Below are 26,479 nucleotides of genomic sequence, written 5' to 3' on the forward strand. Positions count from 1 at the left end.
TGCCTTTCCGGGTCGGCTGGTTGCACTGTTCACCCGAGGTTGTAGTAGGAGACTGGCGCCGATGGAGTTGCTGCTGTGGGTGTCTGAATCTGCCACCAGTTCGCTGTGTCGTCGTGGTTACACCCGCTACGGCCGACAGTTGAAGCGCTGTTTTGCGCGGGTGTCGTGGGCTGTCGATGCGTCGCCAGCGGGACAGTTGTACATCCCCTGTTGGACGGCCACACCGATGGTGGCACACGCGCCGTGGCCTGTGTAGAGGCGTCGTCGACGATCCATTGCCGGTGGCCGTCAACGTGAACGGCACTCACGCGTTCGAGGTCGCGAACGTCGCTCAATCGCCGGTCGTAACTGCTCGCGGAGATACCGGCCCGGTCAATCAGCTCGGAGCGGCCGAGTGGCTGGTCCGCTCTGAGCAACGTTGCGTACAGCCTCGTCGCTGTCGGGGTCAGATCGGGTCGGAAGCGTGTGGCCGGAAGGGTGGTTGCTGCGCGTTCGATGTCGGCAGGCGTCGGCGTTTGTGCCTCAGTGAGTGTCCGTTGTAGGCTCTCCACAACGTCGTATGGACACGCTTGGTTGGTGTCCGACGGGCCGAACGAACGGAGACACAGCCGCACGAGCCGCTGTCGCTCGCGGGGTGTCCACTGTACGTCGTGGGTCATCGCGACCTCGTCGATCACCCGCCGGATCGCCGGGTAAGTTGTGCCGTCAACGACTGGGATTTCCAGTGTCGGTGCGTGTTCGGTACCGTCGGCGATTGCTTCTCGGACCGTCGTGAGTTCTGTAGAGAGTGCCGCAGTAATGTCGTCGTGGAGCGCGGTGATCGTCGGGCCAGCAACCACCCACGACATCGTGAGATCCATCGTCGCGTCGTGGTCCGTTTCGTACGGGAGTCGCCGGCACAGCTTTGCGGGCCGGTCTTCGAACAGCATGCGGTAGCCCGAGTGAATACCGTAGACGGACTGTTTAGGCGCCGTTTTGGCGAAGAATTCACAGAGGTCCTGGAGGTGGGTGGGGTTGCGTGCGAGGGCGTCGGTATCGGGCACTCTAAGGGTGGTCGTCAGATCGATTCCGACTGCGTGATACAGCTGGGTCGCTGAGGCGATCAGCCCGTGGAGATCTTCGAAGAGGTTGGCACGGGCGGCGGTGTCGTTACTGTTCGTGAGTTCGGCGACTTGTGCGAGGAGCCGATCTCGAACCGTTGTGATTCGCTCACGCCACGCGCCGTAGGTGGTTTCTGTGTCGCTGTACCAGCCGACTTGGTGACCACGGCGGAGCATGCGCTCGACAGGATACGCTTGGGTGTCGTCGTCGATCGCTTCGAATTCGTGACCGAGTTGTGATGGAGTGAGGATCTTCGAGAGGGCTTTCTCGCTCAGTAAGGCTCCCGCGAGACGTCCCAGGGTAGCTAAGGGCCCACCCCACTGGAGCACGACGAGGGTTTCATCGTTGGTGTGGCTGAGGTACGCGACGCGGCCGTCGTCGAACGGATGCGGTTGGTCGTCGACGAGTGTGATGGCATCGTCGTCGGCGACGGTGGTGAATCGCTCGTGGAGGTGGGTTGCGGCGTTTGCAGGGCCACTGAGCCACTGGACGTACTCGGCGTCTTCATCTGGATCGCCGGTTGCCGCCATCCAATCGTCGGGAGTGGGTGTCTTTTCCCCTTCTCGGCGGGGCGACACTGTACTTGTGGATTGTTGAGGGGTCGCAGTAAGACACCCATCGAGCCGGCGCTGATCCGGGTGGACGAGGTCGTTGTTGTCGTCGAGACACTGCTTGACGGCCTGGTGTCCCAGATTGGTGAGTTGGACCGTATTATGTTGGCCACGGCGGTTGACCGTGACTAACTCACGGTCTTCGAGCTCGAGGACATACCTGCTAATGGTACCGTCAGCGACATCGATCGCGTGATCGGTGGTGAGATCCCGGTAGCTCCGGGCGTATTCTGTCTTGAGGTTCCCGAGGAGGCGGCGTTTCCCTGGCTCGGTGTCGAGATCACGGATGGCCTGCCACGCGACCGCGGCAGTCTGGGCGGGGTCGGTATGGGGGGACCGATCCCGGCTGGCAGTAAGATCGAGGTGACACTCGGTCCAGGTGGGATACCGCTTCGAGAGATGTCGTTGGACCGCAGGGGAGGCGACGAGTCTGACGTCGAACCCGTCGGCGATCACGGCGATCGCCGCGAGTGCGCGGACGCCCGTGCGGCGGTCTGTGAGGCTGGTCCACGCGTCGCCGTCCAACAGGAGTGTGAGGGCACGTGGCTGATCGTCGAGTTCCTGATGGAGTGCAACTGGTCCTTTCGCGAGCGCGCCGAGGTCGGCGTTGACTGGACCACGGCCCGTCCCGATGCTGGTGACTGTGTCGGTAAGGTTAGCGTGTCGCTGTTGGTGGTACGGACTGCGTGTACTGCTGGGTTCGTCTCCGTAGGTGAGCGCGAGTGTCGTGATCGCCCGAGTGTACGCGGCGGCTTCGGCGACGTCGTCGGTCCATGGGGTGTCCGCGTGGTGCCACGCTGGCAGGATTTTGGCGAGGAGCTGGGAGCTCGTCCGCCACGGATCCGTGGTGGCGTGCTCGCGGATGGTCCGCTCGGTGAATGGCCGAAGTTTGTCGAGTAGCTCTGGTACCCACTCGGTCAGCCTGGGTGAGACTGCTGGACAGGTGATTCCCTCAGTGGAGATGTCCGTGGTGTGGCTGACGAGGTGGACCCCTCGCTTGCGGGCCGCAGGCTGGCGTGTTCCCACAGCCGATCACCTGCTGGTAGTGGGCCGGTAGGTCAGATCGGCCAGCATTACTCCGACCCCTCGCGTGGGGAGCCACCATCAGAGCGGGCGTGTTCTCGGACAGCCGTGAGAAGCGGGGTTGGCTCCCGCTGTGTTGGCTGGGTTGGGTTTCGTGGTGTTGGGGCGTCCGGGTGGACGTATGGCTCAGCGGTTGTCGTGGGACTCGTGACAACCGCAGTCGGATCGAGGAGGACAAACGTTGTGGATTGCGTGTGGGTGTTTGAACACGTCCCGATGTGGCCCGTGAGGACGTACTCGCGAACACCGCGGGTGAAGACGGTCGGGTGTTCGTGGACATCTGATCCGCACATGATGTAGCCGATCGCGTACGCGGGGTCGCCGGCCGCGCAGTAGGCGTAGGCAGTGATGTCGTCGCCTTCGTGGAGCGGTTGGCCGCAGACTTGGCAGATCGGGTGGTTGGTGTCGAGTGAGATACGTGTGAGCTGGGAGAGATCTGCGGCTTGTGGGTCCTCGGGGCGCGTCATTCGTTCCCTCCCTCGGCGTTGTGAGTGCCAGCTTGCCACGCTTGCCGCGCGGAGAGTGCGCGGCGGCCCGACTCGGTAAGTCGATACTGGGAGTCGTTGGTTTGTTTGGTGACGAGGTCGCGTTCGACGAGTTCCTCGAGGGTGTTACAGACACAGGTGTGGTCGATGCCGTCGGTGTAGTAGTCGGTGAGTGCGTGGTAGAGTGGACCGCTCTCGCTGGGGCCAGTCTGCGAGAGTACCCAGAGCAGGTCGCGATGGGTGGCTGAGAGATCGGCAAGCGAAATGGCGTCGCTCTCGGTGTTTTGGCTAGGCATTGTGGCCCTCCGCAGTTCCCTTATTGACGTTGGGCGTCGTAGCGCACGTTGTACAGAGTGGGCCGTCGACGGCAGCGTCGTAGCCGTCGGCTGTGTTTCCACACAGACTACAACTTGAGGTATCCCTGTTCGATCTGTCTGTCGTCTCGCAGGGCTTAAGCCCCGCAATTGCCAGCATTAGCATGGTTCTGTGATTGGGCACAGAACCCGTCCCGGCCGGGTGTTGGAGCACCGCGGCCGGGGTTTTCCACAATTTCTCACTAGCCGAGTCTTTGTCACCGGGCTCTGTAGCTACTACCCAGTACTGAAATTACTTTAATGTACTGGAAGTTCTTTGGGTAACTACCCGGACTACTATTAAATATGGGTCCTCCAAGGTAACATATGAGATATGCTGGTGAATGGATGTCTGCAGCGGACGACCGCATCTTAGAATATTTATCTGAAAATGAATCCGGCTCCCCAACGAAAATGAAAAGAGAGGGGCCAATACGATATTCTCGTGTACAGGTTCATCGTCGGTGTAAGATACTAGCCGAAAAGGGCCTTATTAACGATCTCGGAAATGGCGTCTACATGATCACTGAAGACGGCGAGGCATATCTTGAAGGCTGTTTGGACACTGAAGATTGGCAGTATATTGACGAAGAGACCGATGAGAATTCTCACGATGGTTCTACTGGTGACGGCTGAACGGTAGTTTTCTGAATCTGTGTGGAGTACTCTGGATTGACGGATTAGACTTAACCAACACTAAATCCATTTGAGGGTGGTTGTTGGTTAACAGCATTCTGTTTGACTCAACTCTTGGAAAGCAAATTTCTGCGGATCAGATCCACGCTTCGACGTAAACTACGCCATCAATCTCTGCTTGCGGGTATTGATCCAGCACCCGGTAGATCTCATCGGCGATCTCTCCCGATGGAATCGTCACGTCGTTTATGTACAGTACCGCTCTGGAAGTATCGAGATAGAGTACGAAATCGTCGACGTAGGTGAGAATTAGGCGGGGTTTCGAGTTCGAAAAATGGCCGGGTTCTCGGTCAGACGAACCCTTCCCGAATTCAGAGAGGTCATCGACTTGCTTGACGTCATGGCCATCGTTTCGAAGTTTGTGGACAATCAGATACTCGATATTCTCATCGACGAGAAGACGGTACCTCAGTCCGTCGGGGTAACCGACGAACGCCGCGCCGCCTCCGCAACAGCGCGGCCGTGGCGGGCCTCGACGTGCCGCATTGCCTCCGGATTTCGGTGGTAGTACGTCAGTGCTTCGTACACTTCACCGACATCGAGTCCGTGACGATCTGCGACCTGTTGGGGCCGAAGCTCGGCCTCCTTGATGAGCGCATGGAGCTGTCGAACCGTCACTCAACTCTCATCGAGATGGGGCTCGTCGTGGAACTCGTTATCTGAACGAGAGACACTTCGTGTCGCATCCGGCCTAGTTCGTCCCGGGAGTATCCGCCTCGCGGTAGGGCGCACAGACGAGCTCGACGCCCTCACGGAAGCCGATCTCGGGCTCCCACCCCGTCGCCTCGTGGAATTTCGAGTAGTCGGCCATCGTGTCGTGGACGTAGCCGTCGAAGGGGCACTCGATGTACTCCGGGTCGATATCGGTACCGAGCGCGTCGTTGATCATCGCGACCATCTCGTTGAAGGAGTACGCCTCTTGAGTGCCGACGTTGTAGACGCCTGTCAACTCGTGGTCGGCGGCGAGCTCGCAGGCGCGGGCCACGTCGGAGACGTGCGTGAAGTCCCGCGTCTGGCTGCCGTCGCCGAACAGCTCGGGCGCCTCGCCGTTCGCGATCGCGTCCGCGAACTGCGCGACCGTGTTCGCGTACTCGCCTTTATGTTCCTCGTTGCCGCCGAAGCCCTGGTAGACGGAGAAGAAGCGGAGCCCGGCCACGTCCATCTCGTGGTGGTTGGCGTAGTACTCGGCGTAGCGCTCGCGGGCGAGCTTCGAGGCCTCGTAGGCGGTGTGCGCCTCCACGTCCATGTCGACGGGCGAGGGCTCGGTGCGGCTCCCGTAGATCGACGAGGTCGAGGCGTACACGACCGTCTCACAGCCCTCCTTGCGAGCGCGCTCGACGGCGTTGACGAACCCCTCGACGTTGACGCGGCAGCCGCGCTGGGGGTCGCTCTCGTGCATGTTCCGCGAGGAGAGCGCGGCGAGGTGGAAGACGACGTCCACGTCGGCGGGGTAGTCGTCGTCGAGCACCGAGGCCTCGACGAACTCCACGTTCGAATCGAGGTTGTCCGGATCGCCGAGATACGTGTCGTCGACCGCGATCACGTCGTTGTCGGCCGCGAGGCGGTTCGCGAGGGTCGAGCCGATAAACCCCGCCCCGCCCGTGACCAAGACGCGCTTGTCGTTCATACCTATGTGTCGAGTAAGTGTCGTAATTACGTCTTCGATTCTTCGGCTACGCGCCGGTAGATCGTCTGTATCTGCTCCAACATCCGCTCGCGCGTGAACAGTTGCTTGACTCGCTCGCGAGCCTGCTCACCGTACTTCTGGCGGAGATCATCGTCGTCGATCAGGTCGTTCATCGCATCGGCCAGAGCACTGGCATCACGAGGCGCAACCGTAAGGCCTGTTTCGCCATCTACGCTGACCCAAGGGACACCCGTCGGAAGTGACGTATTCACAACTGGTAATCCCCTCGCCATCGCTTCCAACTGGACAACACCGAACGCCTCGCTCGGTTCGACCGATGGCAGGACGAAGAGATCAGCGGTGCGGTACGCGCTCGCAAGACGCTCGTCCGAGACGTGGCCGAGGAATTGGACTCGATCTGCCACGCCGCGCTCGCGGGAACGTTGTTCTAATGCTGTCCGCCGTTCGCCATCTCCGACGACGAGCAGGTTCGCCGGAACATCGGTCATAGCGTTGATGAGGTACTCTACACCTTTATAATAATTCAAGCGTCCGACGAAAAGGATGTTCATTTCCTGTGTCTTGATATCGAGGGGAGATGGATTCTCATCGCCGATGGCGTTAAGATCGATCGACAACGGGACGACATCGCATTTCTCCGTGAATGGTTCAAGTATCTCGGAGTGATCGAGTAATCGATCGGACGTTACGATGATACGGTCAACTGAGTCGAGAAACCGCTTGAGGACGGGATGATATGCGCGGAGCGCCTTCTTTTGACGAACAATATCGCTATGATAAGTGGCGACGACCGGCGCGTCACCTGCGCCGACGGCAAGGTGCGAGACGGTAGAGAGTGGATTCGGGAGATGGTGGTGTACGATGTCGGCGTCCTGAACCATCGCACGGAGGCGTATGGGAAATGTTGGCGATAGTGGTACTGAGAGTGGGGTTCCTAAACTCGACGTTTTTACCACATCGACTCCGTTGTGTCGTTCGGCACCTCCGAATCCTCTGGGACGCGATGCGAGAACACGAGTCGAATACGAGTCGGGCAATCCTTCAGTGATGTTCTGAACGACACGCTCAATACCGCCGATATCCGGATAATAGAACTTGTTTACCTGAAGTACTCTCATATTAGGGGATGAATTCGTTCCGCGTCATACACTATCTCGAAAGGTGCGATACAAAAGGTGACTGGTCGGTAGTCATGCGTCATCGGCAACGTCGCGGAACAGTTCTGCAGTCTGGTGAGCAGTTTGTGACCAAGTGAACTCGCTGGCTCGATCTCTTCCTCGCTGACTGAGAGTGTACTGATACTCTATATCCTCGAGTACATCTTCAATTCCATCCGCGATAGCAGTCGGATCGGTTGGATCAACGAGGTGGGCGGCATTACCGGCGACCTCGGCCATCGCCCCGCGATCCGATGTCACCACAGGCGTACCGACGCTCATCGCTTCCAAAATTGGAAGGCCGAATCCCTCGTGGAGCGATGGAAACAAGAATACTGCGGCGGAGTCGTACAGCCATGTTAGTTGGGATTCACTCATGAACCCGAGGCGGTGAACTCCATCAACTGCTGGGAGATCAGTGGATGCGAACACGTCGTTATCCGGTCCCACTAGCACAAGTGGGTACGGGTCAGAGGTTCTCTGACGATAGTGATGGTACGCATGGAGCAGTCCCGAGAGGTTTTTTCGTGGATTGACAGACCCAACGAATAACAGAAACTGCCCGGTTTCAAGCGAATCAACTGGTTCCGAATCCACTGTGTCACGCCCCTCGACACCGTTGTAGATGACTGTGGTCTTATTCGCTGCTGTTGGATAGATATCGATGAGCTCATTTCGGGCGGATTTCGAGACAGTGATAATACGGTCGGATACCCGCACCGCTAGGGGCGTCAAGATCCGATAGAGTGCGGCGTAGGATTTTGTAAACCATTCCGGGTGCGTGATCGGCGATATATCGTGAATGGTCGTAACTAGAGGAGTTTGAGATAGTACAGGTGGATTTCCTGCCGGTGTGTGAAACACGTCGTACTCCTCGCTAGCGAGAATACGGGGGAGGGTCAGTTGCTCCCAGAGGTGTGCTCGTGGGCCACTGTGAGCCGGTACTACTCCTTCGGTCTTAACACCATCTGGGAGGTTCAACACATCTTCTGCCCCGATGGCAACTGGCAAGCACTCGTATTTATCTACACTACCCGCGGTGAGTTCAGCGAGCAGGCGGTGCGTGTATCGTCCGACTCCGCCGGGACTGGGCTTCACCAGTACCCGACCATTAATTCCGACTTGAATTCTGTCTGACATAGGTGATTTTGTATTTGCTATCTTTGGTTCCAAGTGTCTAGTTTTCTTATATCGAGGATTAACTATTGTTTAAAATATTTCATGGGATCGCGGTTTTGTTTCTATTCTGATTCCCATACCGATTTTATTGTAGATTTCTCTTTGGTACTACGATTGTGGAATAACAGATGGCTCTCTGGCGGGAAAGCCCACAACGCACCAGCCAAAACCCAAATGAATGGGAATATCCAGTCAGGCACTGCCACTAGGTGTACGATGAGCCCAGCGAACAGACCGATCCGAAGACCTCTCGCGAGTCGGTATTCTCTCGGGAGAAAGAGCGTCCTAAGAAAAAACCAGCCTAGCGGAACCGCACCGAGTACTCCGAAAGAAATAAGTAGTGTTGATAATCCATCGGTCGTTCGTGCTGCCCCGATACCCCACCCGAATATAGGGGATTCTACCCACGCACGCAAACCTGTGAGCAATATCTCTAGTCTTGCGTTTCCAGAGTGTGTATTTATTTTACCTATTGTGGTTGTGTATAGTGCCTGCCGTAGGGTCTCTGAGATGATAACGACAATAGTAAGTAATGTGGCTGATGTGATTCCCAATTTTATAACTCGTTGATAATCTACCTCGCTCAGATACAGGAATCCGATAATTGCCCCCATAATGCCAATAACTGCAGACGTAGAAAGTGCTAGTAACATTCCAGTAGTAAAAACAATTAACAGGACTCGGCGACGAAGGCCGTAGATCACACCGAGAGCAACCGATCCGTATAGTGCGAACATTGATGGTTCGGGAAATGAGGAAGTAAAGCGCTTGATACCCGCTATTTTGGAGCCCCAATTGAGAGCGAATGTAGGATTCGAATATACGATATTGTGAGGGAATGGGATGATACTGTAGTAAGATATTATTTCGTATCCACCCACCAGAATCGCAACAGTAGCTCCCGCCGCAAACCAGCCCCAATCCTGGTATAGCGTTTCGAAATCCGAAACATAACTAGTGTAGACGTTCGCAACTAATAGATATCCGATTGCGGAGACCCAATATAGTAACTGCCCAGCGATAGAAGGAGACAGACCTGAAAAGTACGGGGTTGTTGGTGTGATGTGTACCCACATGTAAGATGCTATGATAACACAGAATAGAAATAATGAAAATAACCCGACCGTCCGAGTTAATAAAACTCTTTTTTCTCGTACAAATACAACTACGAGCGCTATCGAGGCTACTACTAGTGACACATGAACCATCTGGAGTCCAAACCCAACTCCAGATATAGTTAGAAGTGCAACACTTGGAAACGGTAGCGTGAATAGTAGAATCCGAAATGGTAGCCGCCAGATCCCCGGCCTCACCTGAGATTCCTCCATTCCTTCACCCATTAATCTCTAATCTATTATATTTGAACTTGATTTTTTTCACACTATTCTTCATCTTCAACAATATTCCTGAATCGGGGTTTAGGTGCAAAAGTAGGAGCAGCAAGCAGAGCCAAGAAGTAAAATTAAATATGTTATGAGCAACTGATAATATAAAAAATTTCGCTGCCCGGCGATCTTGACCATTTCTCTGGAGATACCGACCTATATTGAAATACTGGCTAGAAAGAATTTGATGCTGGGTAATAGAGTCAAATTCCACGATGCGAGCGCGAATGCGTTTAAGCAGTATCTGATGGGCATTCATCCGAGCATCAATATTGTCTGTTATTCTATTATTACGGTTAGTGTGCAGCGTCACTAGTGGTTCCTTCACGTATTCAAACTCGTACGAATAAGATAATCGAAGCCACATATCATAATCTTGTCTGGCAGCTAGACCCGTATCAAAAATGCCAACTTCATCAAAACACTCCGACTTGACCATCACTGCAGATGTCGGACTCACCCAATCTTTGGCTAGCTGTGCTCGGTGGATATCTCCGCGCTTCGATGGCACTTGTCCCAGCTCCACGATGTCGGAGCGTTTCACGCGATATCCAGTATAGACGACACCAACACAGTCCGATGTGTTCTCCATACAGTCGACTTGCTTCGCCAATTTTGTCAGGTCCCATTCGTCGTCGCTGTCAAGAAATGCCACATATTGACCGTTACTCTGCTTGATGCCTGTGTTCCGGGCGGCACACGCACCCTGGTTCTTGTCGTGCTGGATGTACCGAATGCGGTCGTCGTCATACTCTTCCAGTGCCTCTACTGTGTCATCTGTCGAACAGTCATCAACGACAACTATCTCAAAATTCTCGTATGTCTGTGCCAAGACGCTATCTATCGCTCTCATTAGAACGGAGGACCGGTTGTAAGTCGGTATTACTATCGAGACGGTCGGCACAAGTATACTAACTGTTGTACCGTCAGTGTATAAGTAATTGCCGAATTTTCGAATTACCGAATCTTATCTGGATTCTTGATTAATCGATGAACGCTCTTGTGACGTAGATTGTTGGTGAGTCAGAGAACTGCTTGGACAATCTCTTTCAGCGCCTCTCGACCCGGTTTACGGAGGATTCGTCGCCGAAGCTGGAGCGGTCTGAGATGCGCTGTCAGTTTTTCTTTTGAGACGCCTCGATGCGGCGAGAGCCACCGTCGCGCCAGCGACGCGTGGCTCTCGCACGTGTTCACGTGTGCGTCTCCATCAACGTACTCGCCGTTCCCGTGAATTACTGATTCTCGGTGGAAGTTCTCGTCATCGTCGAGTGGGTCGTAGGCCCGAAATCCGTCAGTATAGACGGTCAACGACTCCTTCTCGTGGTTGTCGAGAAGGAGTCGCACAGTCGCTTCGTCGGCGGATTTCGCCGGAATGACGTACCGCTGACCGCTGCCGCGATACACGAAGACGAACACGGGTGGTTTGTCTTGGTTATACGTTCCGCGTCCGCGTCGAGAGAGGCCGCGAGAGCGCGACCAGCGGTCGCGCTCGCGGCCTTTCAATCCAGAAGAGACGTAGAACTCGTCAATCTCGACCGGGCCAACGAGAGAGATGTCTGGCGCGTCAAGCGTTCTGGCGAACTGCTCGACGTGCCAGCGAAGTGAACGATATGAAACGTCAATTTCAGCATCTAACTGGCGGATACTCGTGTTGAATCGGAGGAACGAGTAGAACGCCAACAAGAGCTTGTCGAGGCCGATCTTCGCGTGCGCGAAGATCGTGCCAGTCTTGTCGTTGAACGTGCGGTCGCAATCCTTACAGAGATATCGTTGATACTCTCGATAGCTGCCGTGTTTGATCACTGACTCAGACCGGCAGCGCGGGCAACAGAGGCCCTCGCGCCAGCGAACCTGCTCCAGCAGGTTCGCGGCGCTCGCCTCTGAACTCAGCAATTCAAAGGGGAACATTGCGTTCGGGTGACGCGTTCGCGTCACCCTTGCCCGCTACGCTTCCACAGCGACAGCTCTACCTGACCAACAATCTACTTCCGAAGAGCGTTTGAAAAGTCTCCTTTCTCGTCAAGAAACGACAGTTTCTCTACTATAATTCACACAAGACTCTCATAACTGGCATTATGTTCTTACCATCTTGCTATGCCAACCACGACATCCACCGCTTCACTCGCTATGTGAATCATAGATTTGCTCTAACTCATTGAGAATATTCGTCACCAAATCCGATTTAAAGAACCACTCACGATCAAATTGATTCGCGGCGCTCGAACCCAACTGCACGGCCAGCTCGGCGCTGCTCATCATCGACGCCGCCCCGTCCTCCACGAACGCCCCGAACACATCCGGCCGTCCACTTCGAACATGAACGCCTCCAGATCGAAACAGTCTCTCGTAGACGATGGGTGACTTGCACAGATCTATGTTGTATGTCCTATGAAGAAATTCTGGCATTACCATTACTATGTCTGATTTATGTTCTTTGCCAGTATATTATATTCTAGTAGTGTTTATTTTTAGCTTTTAATTGATTATAATGTTTCATATCTCGTTCCGAAAATTGTTCCGCAGGATGTCCGCCAACAATAGCACCGCTCGGAACGTCCTCAACGACGGTTGATCCCGCTTGTACGATCGCCGCTTCTCCAATCTCAACACCCGGAATGATCGTAACTCCAGCCCCTACCCATACGTTATCTCCGATACGTACTGGATTTCTGATATACGTATCGTCATACGGTATCGCATCACCATCATCGTAATTGTGGTTACGAGTCAAAATCCGAACATCTGGTCCGGAATGAAAATTGTCTCCAATAGTTAATTCACCATCGCCTCGAACTTCGATCCCGTTGAAATTGACGTTGTCTCCTAATGACGTGTTTGAATTGACGTTGCTTGGGCCGTTTACTCGGAGTTGTTTTCCAACACTTGAGGCCCGTTCTCTGACTTTAAACGTATACCAACGGCGAGTCAGTTCGCTTGCTATTGATTTGTATCTTTTCCAGATCTCTTTCAATACTGCTTTCATTATCTGCCGGATAGCATTTGTAACACTTAAACTTGAGCGGATTGACGGGCCACTAATGGATCCGCCTAAGCCGAACATCCTCTGGATCACTCTTGACAGCGTTCGAGCTGATCACACCTCGATCCACGGATATCATCGTGAGACGACACCCGAGATAGCCAGAATCGCCGAGAGTAAGAACGGAAATAATTTCAAACACGGGATCGCTCACAGTACCAGAACGCCCGTCTCAGTACCATCGATGCTAACGGGATTATATCCCACCAGTCATCAGATGTTAGGGACTAAGTCGGGATATCGAATTCCGGAATCGATGAAGACCGTTCCTGAATTTCTAGCGGCACAAGGATACGATACCTTCGGGATTTCGGAGAACGGATATGCGGGAAAAGCGAAAGGGATCGATAAACGATTTGATGAGTTCGTTCATTCCAATCCGTCCAGTCTCTCGGATATACTGTCTCCCCAGTTCAGACGGAGCTTCTTTAAGTATCTTTTCAAAAGTCGGGCACACGGACCTGGACTCAGTACGAACAAGAGCGATCACTCGAAGACCAACTCCTATTTCACAACGGATATCGCAAAACAAAAGTTACGATCGAGATCATCAAATGATGATCCATTCTTTTGTTATATTCATTATAACGATCCTCATCACCCATATATTCCTCCTAAAAGGTATCAAGACGAGTATACCGCCGGACTCGAGAACACAACCGACGAAGCAGTAGCCTTCGCGGAAAAAATGCACGATGAGTTGTACGAGTGGATGGCTGATGGAGTTCCACTGACGGAAGCCGAATGGGAAATGCTCTACGCGATGTACGATGCCACAATCAAATACACCGACTCCTGTGTCGGCAAACTCTTCGATTACGTTCAAGATCGTTTTTCAAACACGATCGTCGTTATTACTGCTGACCATGGTGACCTCTTCGGTGAGTACGGACTTCTCGGCCACCATATGGTTCTTCACGATGGGTTGATCCACGTACCGATGGTCACTCATGGGCTCAATAACGTAGACCGGCACGTCGATCGGCCGACTCAACACATTGACCTAATGCAGACGATTCTCTCTATAGTCGATGCGGACACGTCTCAATTCCAAGGATACGATCTCAGAGAGCAGTCCCGTGAGATAGCGGTCAGTCAAGATCTACGGGGAACGGTCGACGACGATAATAAACAGAATTACGAGCGGATCCGTCAGTACAACCCTGACGTTGATCTTTCTCACCTTCCAACCTCGCTTGTTACGGCCGCACGAACAACCGACTTCAAATTAGTCCGAACAGATCGAGAGGCGAATCTCTATATATTACCTGATGAGGAACGAGATGTTAGTAACGAACACTCTACAAAGTATGGTACTCTCTCTTCCTTACTAGACCAATGGTCGAAAAGCAACGATCAAGAGTTTGAAGCGGATCCTGAAGAGGAAAAGTTAACTGAGGAACTGGAAGACCACCTTCGTGATATGGGATATATCTAATCTGGTGTAAATAGCCGAATTACTGTAAATTTTGTTTAATATTTTTCAATTCTTCGATCACGTTGTCGATAGCATTCGGCTTGAAAAAGCGATCTCGCTCGAATTCCTGTCCATTTTTATAATGGAGGCTCGTGGCAAGCTCCTCTACTGACCCGATCGCTGAGGCAACCCCATCTTCAACTAATGGTTCGAGCACATCTGCGCCGTCCGCGTCGAACACGAATGTCTCAAGATCGAAACAGAGCCCCTCGTAGACGGCGGTCGATCCGACCCCGACCTGCGCGCTCGACTCCGCGAAGAGCCGGTAGAGCGGTGGTTCGGACTCGTCGATCACCCGCATGTCCGATTCTGCGAGCCAAGGGTATTCGTCTTCCCATCGATCGTACTCCCCAGGGTGAAGCTTGTAGACGACCTCGTGATCGATCCGATCGTCTTCGTGAACCTCCAGGGCGAACTGCGAGAGTTTGCGGCCGATCGTTCCCTGTGAGATGAACAGGAGCTGTTCGGTGGATTCGACATCGTCGTACTTGTTGAGTCGCTGTTCGAGGTACGGGTAACCGACGGGGATCACGCGGCCGTCCGAGATCGGGAACCGAGCGTTCTCGTTCCAGAACTCACCGAACGTCAGGAGGTAGTTGGGGAATGTCGTCTTAGTCTCACCTTCTGGGAAGGAGTACGCAAAGTGGTGATCGTAGATAACCCCGTGTTGGAGTTCAACGACTGGAATCTCCTTTCGCTTACACGCCTCGATGAGCGTTTCTTTCCCGTATGAGACGACGATGACGGCCACTTCGGGGTCGACTTGGTCTAACAATCGTTCGTATTGCGGGAGTGTCGTATTCCGAACGTGGAGTGCTCCTCGTGCTTCCGAGACGACATCGACTTCAACGTTGAAACGCCGTCGAATCTCGGCTTCGGCCTCTCGAAGCTGTGAGACGACGTCGTCGGGAAGTGACGGCAAGCGTAGGCCGAGCTTCCGTTGGAGCGTTCCGCCGTACTGTATAAGCTCAAGGTATCTGAGGTTCTTCGTCTTCGCGGGGCTCCGATGTGACAAGAGGTACGGTTCTTCCATGTGGACGTAGTCGAGTTCCTCCTGCTCATGGATCGGATCGCAATAAATGCCCCACCAATAGCTGTCTTCTTCGAGCTTTCTGCGTTGGTGGCCGAAGAAGATGAAGTCGTGTTCGTCGGCGAAATACGGGTTTTTATTAACGGTATTTTTCAGCCATAGTGAGAAGCCGTGGAGGTAGTCTTTTACTCCATCTCCGTTTTGAGTATGAGCTTGCCCGCGTCCTTTTTTACGGGCGATCTCCCGGAAGATGTTTGTGCGTATTCGTTCCCAGATTGGTATCTGGTCGACCCGGATTGAGAATAAGTCTAACTCATTTTCAAGTGACTCGTATTCTGTAGCATTTATCTCCATCAACAGACGCAGTATCTTACCTAGAGGTAAATCAATAACTATTATCGCATAGGGTGGAACTCAAATAAGCAACCGTTGATCGAGAAACCTCACTATTGGGTTAGAAGGGCTGTGTTGAATCGCCATACTGTAGCGAGGTGAGCCGTTAAATCAAAGGACTTGAAGCGGGAGACTTCAGTTGTTCATGACCCAAATCTCCCGCTTCATCGGGGAGGTTGTGCCGGTTGGTAAAAGAGTTACTGGCGATGGAGGCGAATCCGCCACCCCGGACGGTGGCGGCGAATTCGCCGACTACGCACTCGTTTCCCTCCATTGTCTCCGGATTTACCTCGATACGTCGTACCGTATGACGATCGACTTGCTCAAAGAGATGCCACAAATAACCGGGGAGATCGGCCTCAGCGCGGCCGATCTCTCCGCGCCGTCCACGTTGTGTAAGGCGTTCGACCGGATCAGCATGAGCGTCTGTCGAGTGCTGCTGCGCCAGTCGGCGCAGCTGCACGATCTCTCTGAACACGCCGCGATCGACGCCACGTTCTACGACTGATCACCAGCGAGCCGCCACTACTGCCAGCAAATCAGTTACCGCGTTCAGAAGCTCAAAGTCACAAAACCCGTCGATACAGCGCCGCAAGCCGTCTTTGACATTCACTGCTCAACGAACCGGGAAGGAAGTGACGCAGACCTTGCTGAGCAGATCGCCCACCGGAACGCGGACGATCTGCGGTCGCTCGCGGCTCATAAAGGCTATGACAAGCAATCGCTCCGTGAAGAATTACGCGAGCTCGGGATCAGACCGCTGATCAAGCATCGGATCTTTGCGCCGTACGACCACGCACACAACGCCAGAATTGACAAAATCGCTACAATCAGCGCTCTATGACCGAAACCGTGAACTCGGCATCAAGCGCCCACTCGGCTTCGACGTGCGAGCGCGGTCGTAATTCCGTGAGTTCCGCGAGATCGCGCTGATGTGTGTCGTCTATAACATCAAACGCTTCGTCAAACCGTGGATCACCTCGCCTTACGGCGATTCAATACAGCCAGATGAATCGATTTTTCTCGTTGATGGCCCGGTTCCACTGCGCTGAACTTGTGATAAAGGTGGTTTCGATGTCAGATACGAGCCGCATGGAAATCGGAACAGCATCGAACATGTCTTCCCTGAGCTAAAGCGCGGAAGTACCCGTTTCTCAAACTGTTTCAGCAACACTGAAGCAGAAACTGCGAACAATTGGATCAACTCGCTCGCCTTCGTGTGGAATCAGCTCATTTGAACACTACGCCTCTGATTGTGCATCATCTCAGACTAGTTGCTGGGGTTAACAACAGTGAATTAATATGGATCAAAATCAATTACAAGCATGACCCGGAAACCAGACTCAATACCACTCTTCGAGATCCCGTGGGATGAGAATGACATCGCATCAGTAGCAGATTCAATCAAGCGAGGCGGGTACTGGGCAAAAGGACCATACGTCGATCAGTTTGAGTCGAAACTTGAAGAGTTTTTGAATGTAAATAACGCTCTCGTCGTCAACTCGGGAACAACCGCGCTTGTCGCCGCACTTCATGGGCTTGAAATCGGTGAGGATGATGAAGTTATCGTTCCAGCATTCACATTCATCGCAACTGCCAACGCAGTTCGATTAGTCGATGCAGAGCCGATCTTCGCCGATATTGAGTCGGATACATATGGACTCAGCCCTGCCTCAGTGGAAGACAATCTCTCGGAATCAACTGCCGCGATTATTCCCGTTCACCCGTACGGAACCAGTTGTCGAATCGATGAACTAGCCGACCTTGCGGCTGAGCACAATCTCGCTCTCGTTGAGGACGCAGCAGAGGTTCTTGGTGCCGAGTTTGACGGGCAAAAACTCGGCTCTTTTGGTGACGCCGCAGCGTTGAGTTTCTGTCAAAACAAGATTGTTCCCACGGGTGAAGGTGGTGCAGTCGTTACTGATGATGACAAACTCGCAGAACAGGTGAAACTGTACCGCTCACACGGCCGTGCGTCAAGCGACTACTTCGAGAGTTCAGAATCCGGCGACTACGCTGAAATCGGAACCAATATTCGAATGTCAGATCTCACAGCCGCGTTGGGATGCTCTCAGTTCGATCGGATCGATGAGCTCATTAAGCGCCGTCAGCAGGTCGCCAACGAACTTAGTGATCACTTTGTAGACATTGATGGAGTACAACCACACACGCCCCCAGACGCGGGAACCCACGTCTATCAACTGTATACGATAGAGCTTGCTAAATGGATCAATCGCAATCACGTGATCGAGACCTTGGAGGATCACAAGATCTCCTCCAAAGTATACTGGGATCCAGCTGTCCACCAGACTGAATATTATATGCGAACAAAGAACGATACTCCGGATCTACCTGTTACGGAGGATATCGCAAGCCGTGTGCTTTCGTTACCGATGTATCCGACCCTTTCCACAGCGGAGACAGACCGAATCGCTGATGCTGTGATCGAAGCGGTGGATCAGTAACCACTGGGGTACTTCGAAAGCGGTTTACTCACGCGCTTAGGGAATCAATGTATGACATCCCTCGAAGGAAAAGATATTCTCGTCACTGGCGGGTGCGGGTCCATCGGTTCTCGCCTTGTTCAGGAAATTCTAGCTGAGGATCCATCTGTTGTCCGTGTCTTCGATAACAACGAAGAGGCGCTTTTTACTCTCCAAAAGGAGCTTGGCGACGACGCTCCAGTCCGTTATCTTCTCGGAGATATTCGAGATCAAGACAGGCTCGAACTTGCTGTTGAGGATATCGATATCGTGTTTCACGCCGCGGCGTTGAAACACGTCACATTGAATGAGTACAATCCGTTCGAGACTGTTCAGACGAACGTCGATGGGACACAGAACCTTATTCGAGCTGCGCTTGAGGAGGAAGTTGAATCGTTCGTCGGAGTAAGTACGGATAAGGCATCGAATCCGACATCGGTGATGGGGGCAACAAAACTTCTCTCTGAACGGCTCATCATCGCTGCGAACACGTACAAAGGAAGTCGTGATACGCGATTCGGTTGTGTTCGGTTCGGAAACGTGCTCGGTTCCAGCGGTTCTGTTGTCCCACTGTTCCTAAATCAGATCCGTGAGGGTGGACCAGTAACGGTAACTGATCCGGAAATGACGCGGTTCATCATGCCTATCGATGAGGCAGCTGACCTCGTCGTTGAAGCCCATGACCGGATGACCAGCGGTGAGGTGTTTGTTCTCAAGATGCCAACCTTCCGCGTTGGTACGCTTGCCGAAGCCATGGTAGAGGAATATGCTTCCAAATTCGGATACACTTCTGGTGAGATCGAGATTGACGTTATCGGTGCGCGACCTGGAGAACGCGTTCATGAGAAACTCATCTCAATGGATGAAAGTGCTCAAGCGCGAGAACTGGAGAATATGTACGTGATCCTTCCACAGATCGACGTCTCCGGATACGAAGAAGTGAATTACTCTCAGGCGGATCTAGTTGATGGCGAATACACGTCTGCGGGGACTGAACACCTCTCTAAGGATCAAATAATCGACTTCGTCGAGTCAATCGAAGACATTCCCGAGACATAAGATGTCCACCCGCACATTAGCAGTAATCCCTGCCCGAGGTGGTTCAAAGAGAGTCCCAAACAAAAACGTTCGCGAGGTCGGTGGCAAACCCCTCATCGCTCATACGATCGAGCAGGCAGACAATGCCACTAAGATCGACTATGCGATCGTGTCTACCGATAACTCTGATATTGCGGAAGTTGCTGCGGAATATGGAGGTAACGTCCCGTTTGAGCGTCCCGCTAAACTTGCCACGGATACAGCTTCGTTAGCTGGAACGATCACACATGCTTTGGATTGGATAACGAAAGAGCAGGATCACCAGTTTGATCAAGTCTGTTCGCTTCAGGTTACTTCTCCACTTCGCCGTTCGAAAGATATTGATGGAGCACTAACCCGCTTGGAGAAGTCAGGTGGATATTCCTGTATAAGTGTCTCGGAATACGTTACTCCTCCCCAGTGGGCAGTGGCAACTGACGAGAATGAATTCCTTTTCGAGTTCTTCGACTATGATCTGCTCTGGACCGATCAACCGACGCGTAGTCAGGACATACCGGAACTTCAGCACCCAAACGGGGCAATATTCGCTGCGACTACTGAAGCATGGCGTTCCCACGAATCGTTTTATACTCCAAAAACTATTAGCTATGAAATGCCTCCAAAACGTTCATTCGATATCGATGAGCCGTGGGAATTAGAACTTGTACGGAGTTTGATGAAGAATGGTACTGGTTGTGAGGATTAACCAACTTCCAAAATGACCACTGATACTCGAAATGTAGCTGTGTTAACAGGGACGCGCGCTGAGTACGGTCTGTTAAAACCGGCTATGGAAGCGGTCCAAAATCACGAGGCTCTCTCTTTGTCAGTCGTCGCAACCGGAATGCATCTTTCCCCAAAGCACGGCATGACTGTCGACGATATTCGCGCAGACGGTTTTACTGTCGATCGAGAAGTACTCATGCAGGTTGATGGGGATTCTGGTACGGCGATGGCTAAATCACTAGGTGTCGGAGTGATGGGCCTTACAGATGCTTTCAACGACTTAGATCCGGATATTGTGTTATTACTTGGTGATCGTGATGAAGCTCTTGCCGGAGCACTCGCAGCGGCACACATGAATATCCCTATCGCTCATATCCATGGCGGTGATTCAATGTATGGCGCGGTCATCGATGATAGCATTCGACATGCGATCACGAAGTTTGCTCATATCCATTTTCCGGCTTCTGACCTGAGTGCAGAACGTATCCGAAAAATGGGTGAAGAAGAGTGGCGTATCATGACTGCCGGTGCTCCAGGTCTCGATGACATTCTTGCTGGAGAATATATGGATCCAGAAGTTGTTCTTGAAAAATACAATCTAGATCCCGGAAAACCGTCGATACTCGTTGTACAGCATCCAATAACGACACAGCCAGATCAAGCAGGAGACCAGATGGCTGAGACACTTGATGCGGTAGAATCATTCGATGCACAGGTTATCCTCATTTACCCTAACTCCGACGCCGGTGGAGACACAATCATATCTGAGATCGAGTCTCGTGATGATACTACTCCAATTCGGACGTTTCGAAGTCTACCGCGTCGGGAATATCTTGGAATCATGGATGCGGTGGATGTGATGGTCGGAAACTCTTCAGGCGGGATCATTGAAGCCCCGTCTTTCTCCTTACCGGTTGTGGATGTTGGACCTCGACAAGAGGGACGGGAACGAGCTGAAAACACTCTTTCTGTTGCCCATAATTCTTCAGAGATCCGAGATGCGATAAGAATGTGTCTAGATGACCCTGAATTCCAACAACGAGTCGAACGATACGAGAATCCCTATGATTATGGCGGGGCAGGTCGCCTGATTGCTGATCATCTATCCGAAGTGGATCTTAATGAGGATCTCATCCGAAAACGCCTGACCTATTAGCTTCCCAGATTTCATAAGCTAGCAAAACACATTCGGCGTATGCGAGTCGTGTTTATCACTCATAACGAACTCGGTCAGGCTTGTTTGGAAGAGCTAAACTCTCTTGGAGCAAATGTTCAAGCGGTCTATACCCGATCAGAACAAGAAGAACTTGCAGACCAAACAGATCTTGCTGAGTTCACTACGGGTAACGAAATTCCGCTCCATCGGGTGGAATCTGTTAACACAAACTCAGTGAAATCACAGATTATGGACTATGAACCAGATCTTCTATTCGTCGTCGGATGGTCCCGATTGGTTGATTCTGAAGTAATAAGGATACCTTCCGTAGCGGCTCTTGGAATGCATCCCGCACCGCTGCCTAGAGGAAGAGGAAGGGCACCCCTGGCTTGGTCTATTATCAAAGGTCTTGATGAAACTGTGCTCTCCCTTTTCCATCTCGTAGAAGAGGCTGATGCCGGTGATATAGTGGGAAAAGAACCGCTACCAATTCATATTGAGGATGATGCCTCTTCACTCTATCAAAAAATGATCAAAGCAGGGCGGACATTAATGCGAAAACACTACCCGGAGTTTAGTAACGATATCGTTCAGAGTACCTCTCAAGATCATTCGCGTGCGACGTGGTGGCCGAAGCGTGAGCCTCATCACGGACTTATCGATTGGAACCAGCGACCAGATGTAGTATATAACTGGATACGTGGACAATCGAGACCTTACCCTGGCGCGTTCTCTTATCTTCGGGATAAAAAAATAACTATTTGGGGGGCGAATCCGCCAGAAGGTAACACAACATTTGGTTGCCCTGGTGAAATAATGTATCAAGATGAAGGTTGTCTTGGCGTTGAGGTATGGGAAAGCACTATTGAACTAACAGAAGTACAAGTAGAAGGAGATGACCCTATTTCAGCTGGTTCACTCGTTAGTAACTATGACTTTTCTATCGGTGATACATTTATTAACGCACGTGACTTTCTACTTGAGACCAAATGAAAGTAATTTACTGTGCTGGGGAACAAGGTAAAGTTGTCTTAGACATCTTGCGTGCTAGCGGTGACTCTGATAACGTTGTTTTTGTGGATGATGATCCATCTCTACATGGTAAATTGATCACAGACGTCCCCGTAATTGGTGGGTTAGATGCGATCTCTGAGCGGTCAAAAGAAGCTATTCAATGTCTAATCGCATTTGGTGACCAACCTGGTGTCAGATTAGACCTCGCAAAAGACCTTTCAAAGTTTGATAATGAATTTTTTAATGCGATCCATCCCTCTTCAAGTATCTCCGGAAAATCTACACTTGGTGATGGAGTAACGGTAAATGGTCAATCATATATTGGTCCACATTGTGATATCTGTAACCATGTTATTGTCGACAGTTGTGCGAATATATCTCATGACTGTGCTCTGCGAGAGGGCGCTACGATAACACCAAGTGTGTCTCTCGCTGGAGGGGTTGAGATCGGTCGGAACTCGTATATCGGCCCGAATGCAACTGTGGTAGAAGACGTAACTATAGGAGAGAATGTGATTGTAGGTGCTGGGTCTGTAGTAACTGAGGATGTTCCCTCAGGAACAACGGTCGTCGGAGTTCCTGCGTCACCAACTGAGACTGAATGAGTGAACGGTCGTCGGAGTTCCTGCGTCACCAACTGAGACTGAATGAGTGATTACCGATATGCCCGTAAAATATCAAATGCCTCAGCAGCTCTGTGACCACTAGCGGCACCACGTGCTTTTGCGATGCTTCTGATTGACTCAGTTGAACGCGGATGTGGATACTCTCGAACTTCAGTCTCATAACAATCAAACGCATCAGTCTTTAAACCCAGATACTCTTCAATCTCCGTAAATAATGTTGGATTAAATCCATCTATATCTGTAGCAAAATCAGTTGATGATGGCGTTTCATATGTGAGTACTGTTGAAACACCTGATCCAGGTCGTGTTGCGACAACGGTTGATTCATGAACAGCAAGATGATCTAGGTTTACCTCTCTTCGAGAGTGAGTATACACGATATCTGGATTAACTTTATCACACATATCTTCGATAACTGAGTTTACTTCCACGTGTGGTATTTGATCTAACTTCATATCGGGTAGATCTCCAAAATGAACTGTGGAAGCTCCGAGAGTATCAGCACACAATTTTGCCTGTTTTTTCTTTTCTTCGATCAGTTCTGTATCGCCGTACTGGTGAGTTGTACCTTCCGTAACAATGAGAATATGAACGTCATCTCCGGAATTTGCGTGTTTAGCGATTGTCCCTCCCGCCCCGAGAACTTCGTCATCTGGGTGGGCACCGATAACGAGTACTGTATTATCTCCCTCAAACATTACAAACCACCTTCCTCTATCTCCAAATCTGACTTAGTGATTGGTTTGCCTTGAGGTATATCTTGAGTTATTTTCATTCCAATAACGGAATCATACCACTGTGGTGAAAGTCCGTCTTCAGGTCGAAGAATTGCGATATCGCTCTCCTCCAATGAGTCACCTGAATCGAGGTCTGATGCGGCATAAAGACTCTTTCGTATTGTTCTGATATTCTCCTGTTCGCTTTCGGTTGGTTGTTTCCTTGGGTTGCCCCTAATTTGTGCCGCAGTATGAACTAAATCTACTGCGTGGTTCAATCCTTCTGGTTCAAGTGATGCTTCGTGATCCGGTCCTGGTAGCGTCGAATCTAGTGTGAAGTGTTTTTCAAGTATGGAAGCGCCAGCGGCGACAGCGAAAGCCGGTGTCTCTGGCAAAACGGTATGATCTGAGTACCCTACCGATACATCCAATTTCTCTTTGATCGTTTCCATCGCCCTGAGATTCACATCTTCCGGAGAACAAGGATATGTTGACGTGCAATGGAGAAAGACGATATCTGCTCCCACATCTACTGATTGGATCGCCTCATATGCTTGTTCCACTTCTTCTAATGTCCCCATTCCTGTACTCACAATCAGTGGTAAATCAAACTTAGCAACATGCTCTATTAACGGAATATTAGTGAGCTCTCCTGACCCGAGTTTAATAGCGCCAACCCCCAGTTGTTTTAGCATATCTGCGCTCTCGCGGTCGAATGGCGTTGAGAGAAATGTGATGTCTTTTTTGGAACAGTAGTCCAGTAGCAATCTATGAGATTCTCGGTCAAGTTCGTATTGCTTTAGCATCTCATATTGGCCTCCTTCACCGGTTGTCTCCGTTTGGTAATCCGCTTTATCGGCATGAGGAGTAACTAATCGATCTGCGGTGAACGTCTGGAATTTAACTGCATCTGCTCCCGCATCAGCAGCGACATCTATGAGTTCTTTTGCTTTTTTTAGCTCTCCGTTGTGGTTGACACCTGCCTCCGCAATGAAAAATGGCGGAGAGTCTGGACCGATTCGGGTACCATCAATCTCCATAGCTCAACTGTTATTTAGAAGGATATAGATTTGATCATTGACCTTCCCTTTCCAATCAAGATTCTTTGACAAGAATAGTCCTCGACAAATTCTATGAGATCTCTGTCTCTTATTGTAAATCCGATTTGGAGTGTTACCGACTCGATTGGATCCCGTACAGCTCCGCGTACTTTCCGCCTTCTGCCACGAGCTCGTCGTGCTGTCCAGTCTCTGTGACTCTGCCCTCCTCAATCGTGTAGATCCGATCGGCGTTTTTCACCGTCGACAGCCGATGGGCAATCGTCACGATCGCGTAGTCTCGGTCCATCTCCTCGATCGCCTGCTGGACCTGCTTTTCCAAGTTCGAGTCGAGGTCGCTCGTCGCCTCGTCGAGGATTAACACGTCGGCATCCTCGAGGAGCGCCCGCGCAAGTGCGACGCGCTGTTGCTGGCCCCCCGACAGTCGAACCCCATCATCTCCAAGAAGCGAGTCGTAGCCGTCCGGAAGTTCGTCGATGAACTCGTCAACCTTCGCGATCGAACACACGCGATCGAGTTCTGCGTCCGCCACCTCCCGATTCCCCAGCGTCAGGTTGTACCGCAGCGTGTCGTTGAAGATGAACGGATCCTGTCTGACCATCGAGAGTCGATCACGCCACTCCGAGATATCCATCTTGTCGATCGGGATCCCGTTCGCTCTGATTTCCCCGTCATCGACCGGATAGAGGCGAGCAAGCAGCGAGACGATCGTTGATTTCCCTGCTCCCGACTGTCCGACAAACCCGACGAACTCGCCCTTCCCAACTGTGAAGTCAACTCCGCGAAGGATATCCTCTTCGTCGTCGTACGAAAAGTGGACGTCGTCGAACTCGACTTCTTGAATCTCTTCAGGGACTTCCTGGCTCGACTCGGTTGGTTCGTTGTACATCGCCAGCTCGTCGGTGAACTGGACGGTGCGGACGAGGTGTGGCAGGTTGTTTTCGACCCGGTAGTACAGCGTATTCACATAACTTGCCTTCGGCCCGAGCCGAAACATCGCGAAGAGGAACACGCCGAGTTCGCCGACTGAGAGACTTGCGAATGTTAACGCAAGGTAGATGAGCACGAACACCGACACCGCGACGACGAGGTTGTAGAAATTGTTGATCGCGGCTTCGTTGCGCCGCAAGACGATCCGCGATCGCGTGAACTGCTCGATTGCGTCGGTAAAGTCTTCGAAGAGTTCCTCTGCAAGCCCAAAAATCCGCACGTCGCGGATGCCTTGTGTTCCAGCCTGTGCGGCCTCTTGTCGCATCTCGTTCGCTTCGGCAACCTTCTCTCCCACGTTGTACCCCGAGTCGAGTACTCGTCGGAAGAAAACTGAGAATCCACCGAGGACCACACCGGTGATGATCGTCAACGTCGGTGCGATCACCAACGCGACGGTGAAGTACACGCCGGCAAGAAACACTTCCTGGGTGAACTGAATCGAGTGTTGAATCACCCGGCCAGCGTAGTTCGTCTGTGTGACGATCGCGTTCAAAATGTCGTCGGAACCCTCTCTATCGAAATACTCCACGCGCGCGTTTAACGCGTTCCGGAACGCCCGCGTCTGAAGATCTCGGATGTAGTAGGTTCGCAGTGCTTCCCGGAACCACGCGACTGCGAAACTAGTTGTGTACCGCGCGACCATCACGCCGGAGACCCCAATCACGACGTATCCCAACGTGAACGGGATCCCAAGCGCCTGATAGGCGGTGACGAACACCGCGAGTATCCCTTCCGCCTCCGCGGCGGGGTCTTGGAGCTGGACAAGCTCAACGATTGGGAGGATGAAGCTCAGGCCGACACCCTCGAGGACCGCAGCGATGATGCCCAGCGTGACGACCGCGGCTGTATACTTCGGATTATACTGCGCGACATCGCGGAGGGCGTCGATTTTCTCACTTCTGGAGACCGGTTCGGGATCTGACGATGACATAGCGGTGAGTTGTCCGATTTCCGTCGCCGACTGGAATAATGTCGTCGGTCTTGTCCCGTTCCCT

Annotated in this window: 26 protein-coding genes and 2 pseudogenes; 12 read left to right on the plus strand and 16 right to left on the minus strand. The window is 52.2% G+C overall.

The annotated features are described in order from the left end of the window. Positions 1-29: 29 nt before the first annotated feature. From DOS48_RS29270 to DOS48_RS19095, 3 genes are read right to left on the minus strand one after another with little or no spacing between them, the layout of a single operon-like run. Positions 30-2,738, minus strand: a complete 2,709-nt coding sequence (locus DOS48_RS29270; RefSeq protein ID WP_244629374.1) for a plasmid replication protein RepH — start codon at positions 2,736-2,738, stop codon at positions 30-32. 47 nt (positions 2,739-2,785) lie between these two features. Beyond that, entirely contained in the window at positions 2,786-3,262 is a 477-nt protein-coding gene (locus DOS48_RS19090) for a hypothetical protein (RefSeq protein ID WP_127117259.1), read from the minus strand. Then, entirely contained in the window at positions 3,259-3,576 is a 318-nt protein-coding gene (locus tag DOS48_RS19095) for a PadR family transcriptional regulator (protein ID WP_127117260.1), read from the minus strand. Before DOS48_RS19095 ends, DOS48_RS19090 begins: the two co-directional genes overlap by 4 nt. Positions 3,577-3,960: 384 nt before the next feature. Here DOS48_RS19095 and DOS48_RS19100 point away from each other — a divergent pair, with 384 nt between their 5' ends. After that, positions 3,961-4,269 (plus strand): MarR family transcriptional regulator, encoded by a 309-nt coding sequence (locus tag DOS48_RS19100; protein WP_127117261.1) that lies wholly within the window; start codon positions 3,961-3,963, stop codon positions 4,267-4,269. Positions 4,270-4,405: 136 nt separating this feature from the next. On the opposite strand, the gene DOS48_RS19105 is transcribed toward DOS48_RS19100, so the two are convergent. After that, a complete protein-coding gene (locus DOS48_RS19105; RefSeq protein WP_321169476.1) occupies positions 4,406-4,711 on the minus strand; it encodes a hypothetical protein in 306 nt (101 codons plus the stop codon). Between DOS48_RS19105 and DOS48_RS29350 the strand changes: the two genes are divergently transcribed. Together DOS48_RS29350 and DOS48_RS19110 are read left to right on the plus strand one after the other, a co-directional pair. Next, complete coding sequence (locus tag DOS48_RS29350) at positions 4,604-4,837, plus strand: hypothetical protein (protein ID WP_244629375.1); 234 nt, start codon at positions 4,604-4,606, stop codon at positions 4,835-4,837. The genes DOS48_RS19105 and DOS48_RS29350 overlap by 108 nt on opposite strands. After that, positions 4,831-4,992 carry a hypothetical protein gene (locus DOS48_RS19110; protein ID WP_158283837.1) on the plus strand — a complete coding sequence of 54 codons (162 nt, stop codon included), beginning with the start codon at positions 4,831-4,833 and terminating at the stop codon, positions 4,990-4,992. Before DOS48_RS29350 ends, DOS48_RS19110 begins: the two co-directional genes overlap by 7 nt. A gap of 28 nt (positions 4,993-5,020) precedes the next feature. Here the strand turns inward: DOS48_RS19110 and DOS48_RS19115 are convergent, their stop codons facing one another. From DOS48_RS19115 to DOS48_RS19150, 8 genes are all read right to left on the minus strand, one after another. Continuing rightward, on the minus strand, positions 5,021-5,956 hold the full coding sequence (locus DOS48_RS19115) for an NAD-dependent epimerase/dehydratase family protein (protein ID WP_127117262.1): 936 nt from the start codon (positions 5,954-5,956) through the stop codon (positions 5,021-5,023). Positions 5,957-5,982: 26 nt separating this feature from the next. Further along, positions 5,983-7,095: a glycosyltransferase gene (locus DOS48_RS19120; protein WP_127117263.1), complete on the minus strand. Its 1,113-nt coding sequence runs from the start codon at positions 7,093-7,095 to the stop codon at positions 5,983-5,985. Between the two features lie 72 nt (positions 7,096-7,167). Further along, a complete protein-coding gene (locus tag DOS48_RS19125) occupies positions 7,168-8,307 on the minus strand; it encodes a glycosyltransferase family 1 protein (RefSeq protein ID WP_127117264.1) in 1,140 nt (379 codons plus the stop codon). Between the two features lie 68 nt (positions 8,308-8,375). Beyond that, on the minus strand, positions 8,376-9,653 hold the full coding sequence (locus tag DOS48_RS19130; RefSeq protein WP_127117265.1) for an O-antigen ligase family protein: 1,278 nt from the start codon (positions 9,651-9,653) through the stop codon (positions 8,376-8,378). After that, entirely contained in the window at positions 9,646-10,602 is a 957-nt protein-coding gene (locus tag DOS48_RS19135; protein ID WP_158283838.1) for a glycosyltransferase, read from the minus strand. Before DOS48_RS19135 ends, DOS48_RS19130 begins: the two co-directional genes overlap by 8 nt. Positions 10,603-10,721: 119 nt before the next feature. Further along, positions 10,722-11,606 carry an IS1595 family transposase gene (locus DOS48_RS19140; protein ID WP_127117267.1) on the minus strand — a complete coding sequence of 295 codons (885 nt, stop codon included), beginning with the start codon at positions 11,604-11,606 and terminating at the stop codon, positions 10,722-10,724. 210 nt (positions 11,607-11,816) lie between these two features. Further along, the gene (locus DOS48_RS19145; protein ID WP_158283839.1) at positions 11,817-11,993 is read right to left on the minus strand and encodes a hypothetical protein; all 177 of its coding nucleotides are present in this window, start codon (positions 11,991-11,993) and stop codon (positions 11,817-11,819) included. Positions 11,994-12,150: 157 nt separating this feature from the next. Continuing rightward, a complete protein-coding gene (locus tag DOS48_RS19150; RefSeq protein ID WP_127117268.1) occupies positions 12,151-12,681 on the minus strand; it encodes a DapH/DapD/GlmU-related protein in 531 nt (176 codons plus the stop codon). A gap of 55 nt (positions 12,682-12,736) precedes the next feature. On the opposite strand from DOS48_RS19150, the gene DOS48_RS19155 reads away from it, so the two are divergent. Next, a complete protein-coding gene (locus DOS48_RS19155; RefSeq protein ID WP_127117269.1) occupies positions 12,737-14,176 on the plus strand; it encodes a sulfatase in 1,440 nt (479 codons plus the stop codon). Positions 14,177-14,195: 19 nt separating this feature from the next. On the opposite strand, the gene DOS48_RS19160 is transcribed toward DOS48_RS19155, so the two are convergent. Next, a complete protein-coding gene (locus DOS48_RS19160; protein ID WP_244629377.1) occupies positions 14,196-15,599 on the minus strand; it encodes a hypothetical protein in 1,404 nt (467 codons plus the stop codon). Between the two features lie 184 nt (positions 15,600-15,783). Here DOS48_RS19160 and DOS48_RS19165 point away from each other — a divergent pair. The 8 genes and pseudogenes from DOS48_RS19165 to DOS48_RS19195 form a co-directional block, all read left to right on the plus strand. Further along, positions 15,784-16,606, plus strand: a pseudogene (locus tag DOS48_RS19165) (IS5 family transposase); the annotation flags it as partial. A gap of 39 nt (positions 16,607-16,645) precedes the next feature. Further along, positions 16,646-16,876, plus strand: a pseudogene (locus tag DOS48_RS29355) (IS6 family transposase); the annotation flags it as partial. Between the two features lie 87 nt (positions 16,877-16,963). After that, on the plus strand, positions 16,964-18,103 hold the full coding sequence (locus DOS48_RS19170; RefSeq protein WP_127117270.1) for a DegT/DnrJ/EryC1/StrS aminotransferase family protein: 1,140 nt from the start codon (positions 16,964-16,966) through the stop codon (positions 18,101-18,103). A gap of 51 nt (positions 18,104-18,154) precedes the next feature. Continuing rightward, the gene (locus DOS48_RS19175; protein ID WP_127117271.1) at positions 18,155-19,180 is read left to right on the plus strand and encodes an SDR family NAD(P)-dependent oxidoreductase; all 1,026 of its coding nucleotides are present in this window, start codon (positions 18,155-18,157) and stop codon (positions 19,178-19,180) included. Between the two features lies 1 nt (position 19,181). Then, positions 19,182-19,904 (plus strand): acylneuraminate cytidylyltransferase family protein, encoded by a 723-nt coding sequence (locus DOS48_RS19180; RefSeq protein WP_127117272.1) that lies wholly within the window; start codon positions 19,182-19,184, stop codon positions 19,902-19,904. Positions 19,905-19,916: 12 nt separating this feature from the next. Further along, entirely contained in the window at positions 19,917-21,080 is a 1,164-nt protein-coding gene (gene neuC, locus DOS48_RS19185; protein WP_127117273.1) for a UDP-N-acetylglucosamine 2-epimerase, read from the plus strand. A gap of 39 nt (positions 21,081-21,119) precedes the next feature. Next, the gene (locus DOS48_RS19190; RefSeq protein WP_127117274.1) at positions 21,120-22,073 is read left to right on the plus strand and encodes a methionyl-tRNA formyltransferase; all 954 of its coding nucleotides are present in this window, start codon (positions 21,120-21,122) and stop codon (positions 22,071-22,073) included. After that, positions 22,070-22,699 carry an acetyltransferase gene (locus tag DOS48_RS19195; protein WP_127117275.1) on the plus strand — a complete coding sequence of 210 codons (630 nt, stop codon included), beginning with the start codon at positions 22,070-22,072 and terminating at the stop codon, positions 22,697-22,699. Before DOS48_RS19190 ends, DOS48_RS19195 begins: the two co-directional genes overlap by 4 nt. Before the next feature lie 50 nt (positions 22,700-22,749). Here DOS48_RS19195 and DOS48_RS19200 read toward each other — a convergent pair whose 3' ends face one another. From DOS48_RS19200 to DOS48_RS19210, 3 genes are all read right to left on the minus strand, one after another. Then, positions 22,750-23,418 carry a PIG-L deacetylase family protein gene (locus DOS48_RS19200; RefSeq protein WP_127117276.1) on the minus strand — a complete coding sequence of 223 codons (669 nt, stop codon included), beginning with the start codon at positions 23,416-23,418 and terminating at the stop codon, positions 22,750-22,752. Continuing rightward, positions 23,418-24,476 carry an N-acetylneuraminate synthase gene (gene neuB / locus DOS48_RS19205; protein ID WP_127117277.1) on the minus strand — a complete coding sequence of 353 codons (1,059 nt, stop codon included), beginning with the start codon at positions 24,474-24,476 and terminating at the stop codon, positions 23,418-23,420. Before neuB ends, DOS48_RS19200 begins: the two co-directional genes overlap by 1 nt. 133 nt (positions 24,477-24,609) lie before the next feature. After that, positions 24,610-26,415 (minus strand): ABC transporter ATP-binding protein, encoded by a 1,806-nt coding sequence (locus tag DOS48_RS19210; RefSeq protein ID WP_127117278.1) that lies wholly within the window; start codon positions 26,413-26,415, stop codon positions 24,610-24,612. Positions 26,416-26,479: the final 64 nt, after the last annotated feature.

This window comes from Halorubrum sp. PV6 (assembly GCF_003990725.2).
Taxonomy (GTDB): domain Archaea; phylum Halobacteriota; class Halobacteria; order Halobacteriales; family Haloferacaceae; genus Halorubrum.

Excerpts from the sequence above, each read along its gene's own strand:
- DOS48_RS19090 (WP_127117259.1), bottom strand. The coding sequence starts at position 3,262 with ATGACGCGCCCCGAGGACCCACAAGCCGCAGATCTCTCCCAGCTCACA.
- DOS48_RS19095 (WP_127117260.1), bottom strand. The coding sequence starts at position 3,576 with ATGCCTAGCCAAAACACCGAGAGCGACGCCATTTCGCTTGCCGATCTC.
- DOS48_RS19100 (WP_127117261.1), top strand. The coding sequence starts at position 3,961 with ATGAGATATGCTGGTGAATGGATGTCTGCAGCGGACGACCGCATCTTA.
- DOS48_RS29350 (WP_244629375.1), top strand. The coding sequence starts at position 4,604 with ATGGCCGGGTTCTCGGTCAGACGAACCCTTCCCGAATTCAGAGAGGTC.
- DOS48_RS19115 (WP_127117262.1), bottom strand. The coding sequence starts at position 5,956 with ATGAACGACAAGCGCGTCTTGGTCACGGGCGGGGCGGGGTTTATCGGC.
- DOS48_RS19120 (WP_127117263.1), bottom strand. The coding sequence starts at position 7,095 with ATGAGAGTACTTCAGGTAAACAAGTTCTATTATCCGGATATCGGCGGT.
- DOS48_RS19130 (WP_127117265.1), bottom strand. The coding sequence starts at position 9,653 with ATGGGTGAAGGAATGGAGGAATCTCAGGTGAGGCCGGGGATCTGGCGG.
- DOS48_RS19140 (WP_127117267.1), bottom strand. The coding sequence starts at position 11,606 with ATGTTCCCCTTTGAATTGCTGAGTTCAGAGGCGAGCGCCGCGAACCTG.
- DOS48_RS19150 (WP_127117268.1), bottom strand. The coding sequence starts at position 12,681 with ATGAAAGCAGTATTGAAAGAGATCTGGAAAAGATACAAATCAATAGCA.
- DOS48_RS19155 (WP_127117269.1), top strand. The coding sequence starts at position 12,737 with ATGGATCCGCCTAAGCCGAACATCCTCTGGATCACTCTTGACAGCGTT.
- DOS48_RS19160 (WP_244629377.1), bottom strand. The coding sequence starts at position 15,599 with ATGGAGATAAATGCTACAGAATACGAGTCACTTGAAAATGAGTTAGAC.
- DOS48_RS19170 (WP_127117270.1), top strand. The coding sequence starts at position 16,964 with ATGACCCGGAAACCAGACTCAATACCACTCTTCGAGATCCCGTGGGAT.
- DOS48_RS19175 (WP_127117271.1), top strand. The coding sequence starts at position 18,155 with ATGACATCCCTCGAAGGAAAAGATATTCTCGTCACTGGCGGGTGCGGG.
- DOS48_RS19180 (WP_127117272.1), top strand. The coding sequence starts at position 19,182 with ATGTCCACCCGCACATTAGCAGTAATCCCTGCCCGAGGTGGTTCAAAG.
- neuC (WP_127117273.1), top strand. The coding sequence starts at position 19,917 with ATGACCACTGATACTCGAAATGTAGCTGTGTTAACAGGGACGCGCGCT.
- DOS48_RS19190 (WP_127117274.1), top strand. The coding sequence starts at position 21,120 with ATGCGAGTCGTGTTTATCACTCATAACGAACTCGGTCAGGCTTGTTTG.
- DOS48_RS19195 (WP_127117275.1), top strand. The coding sequence starts at position 22,070 with ATGAAAGTAATTTACTGTGCTGGGGAACAAGGTAAAGTTGTCTTAGAC.
- DOS48_RS19200 (WP_127117276.1), bottom strand. The coding sequence starts at position 23,418 with ATGTTTGAGGGAGATAATACAGTACTCGTTATCGGTGCCCACCCAGAT.
- neuB (WP_127117277.1), bottom strand. The coding sequence starts at position 24,476 with ATGGAGATTGATGGTACCCGAATCGGTCCAGACTCTCCGCCATTTTTC.
- DOS48_RS19210 (WP_127117278.1), bottom strand. The coding sequence starts at position 26,415 with ATGTCATCGTCAGATCCCGAACCGGTCTCCAGAAGTGAGAAAATCGAC.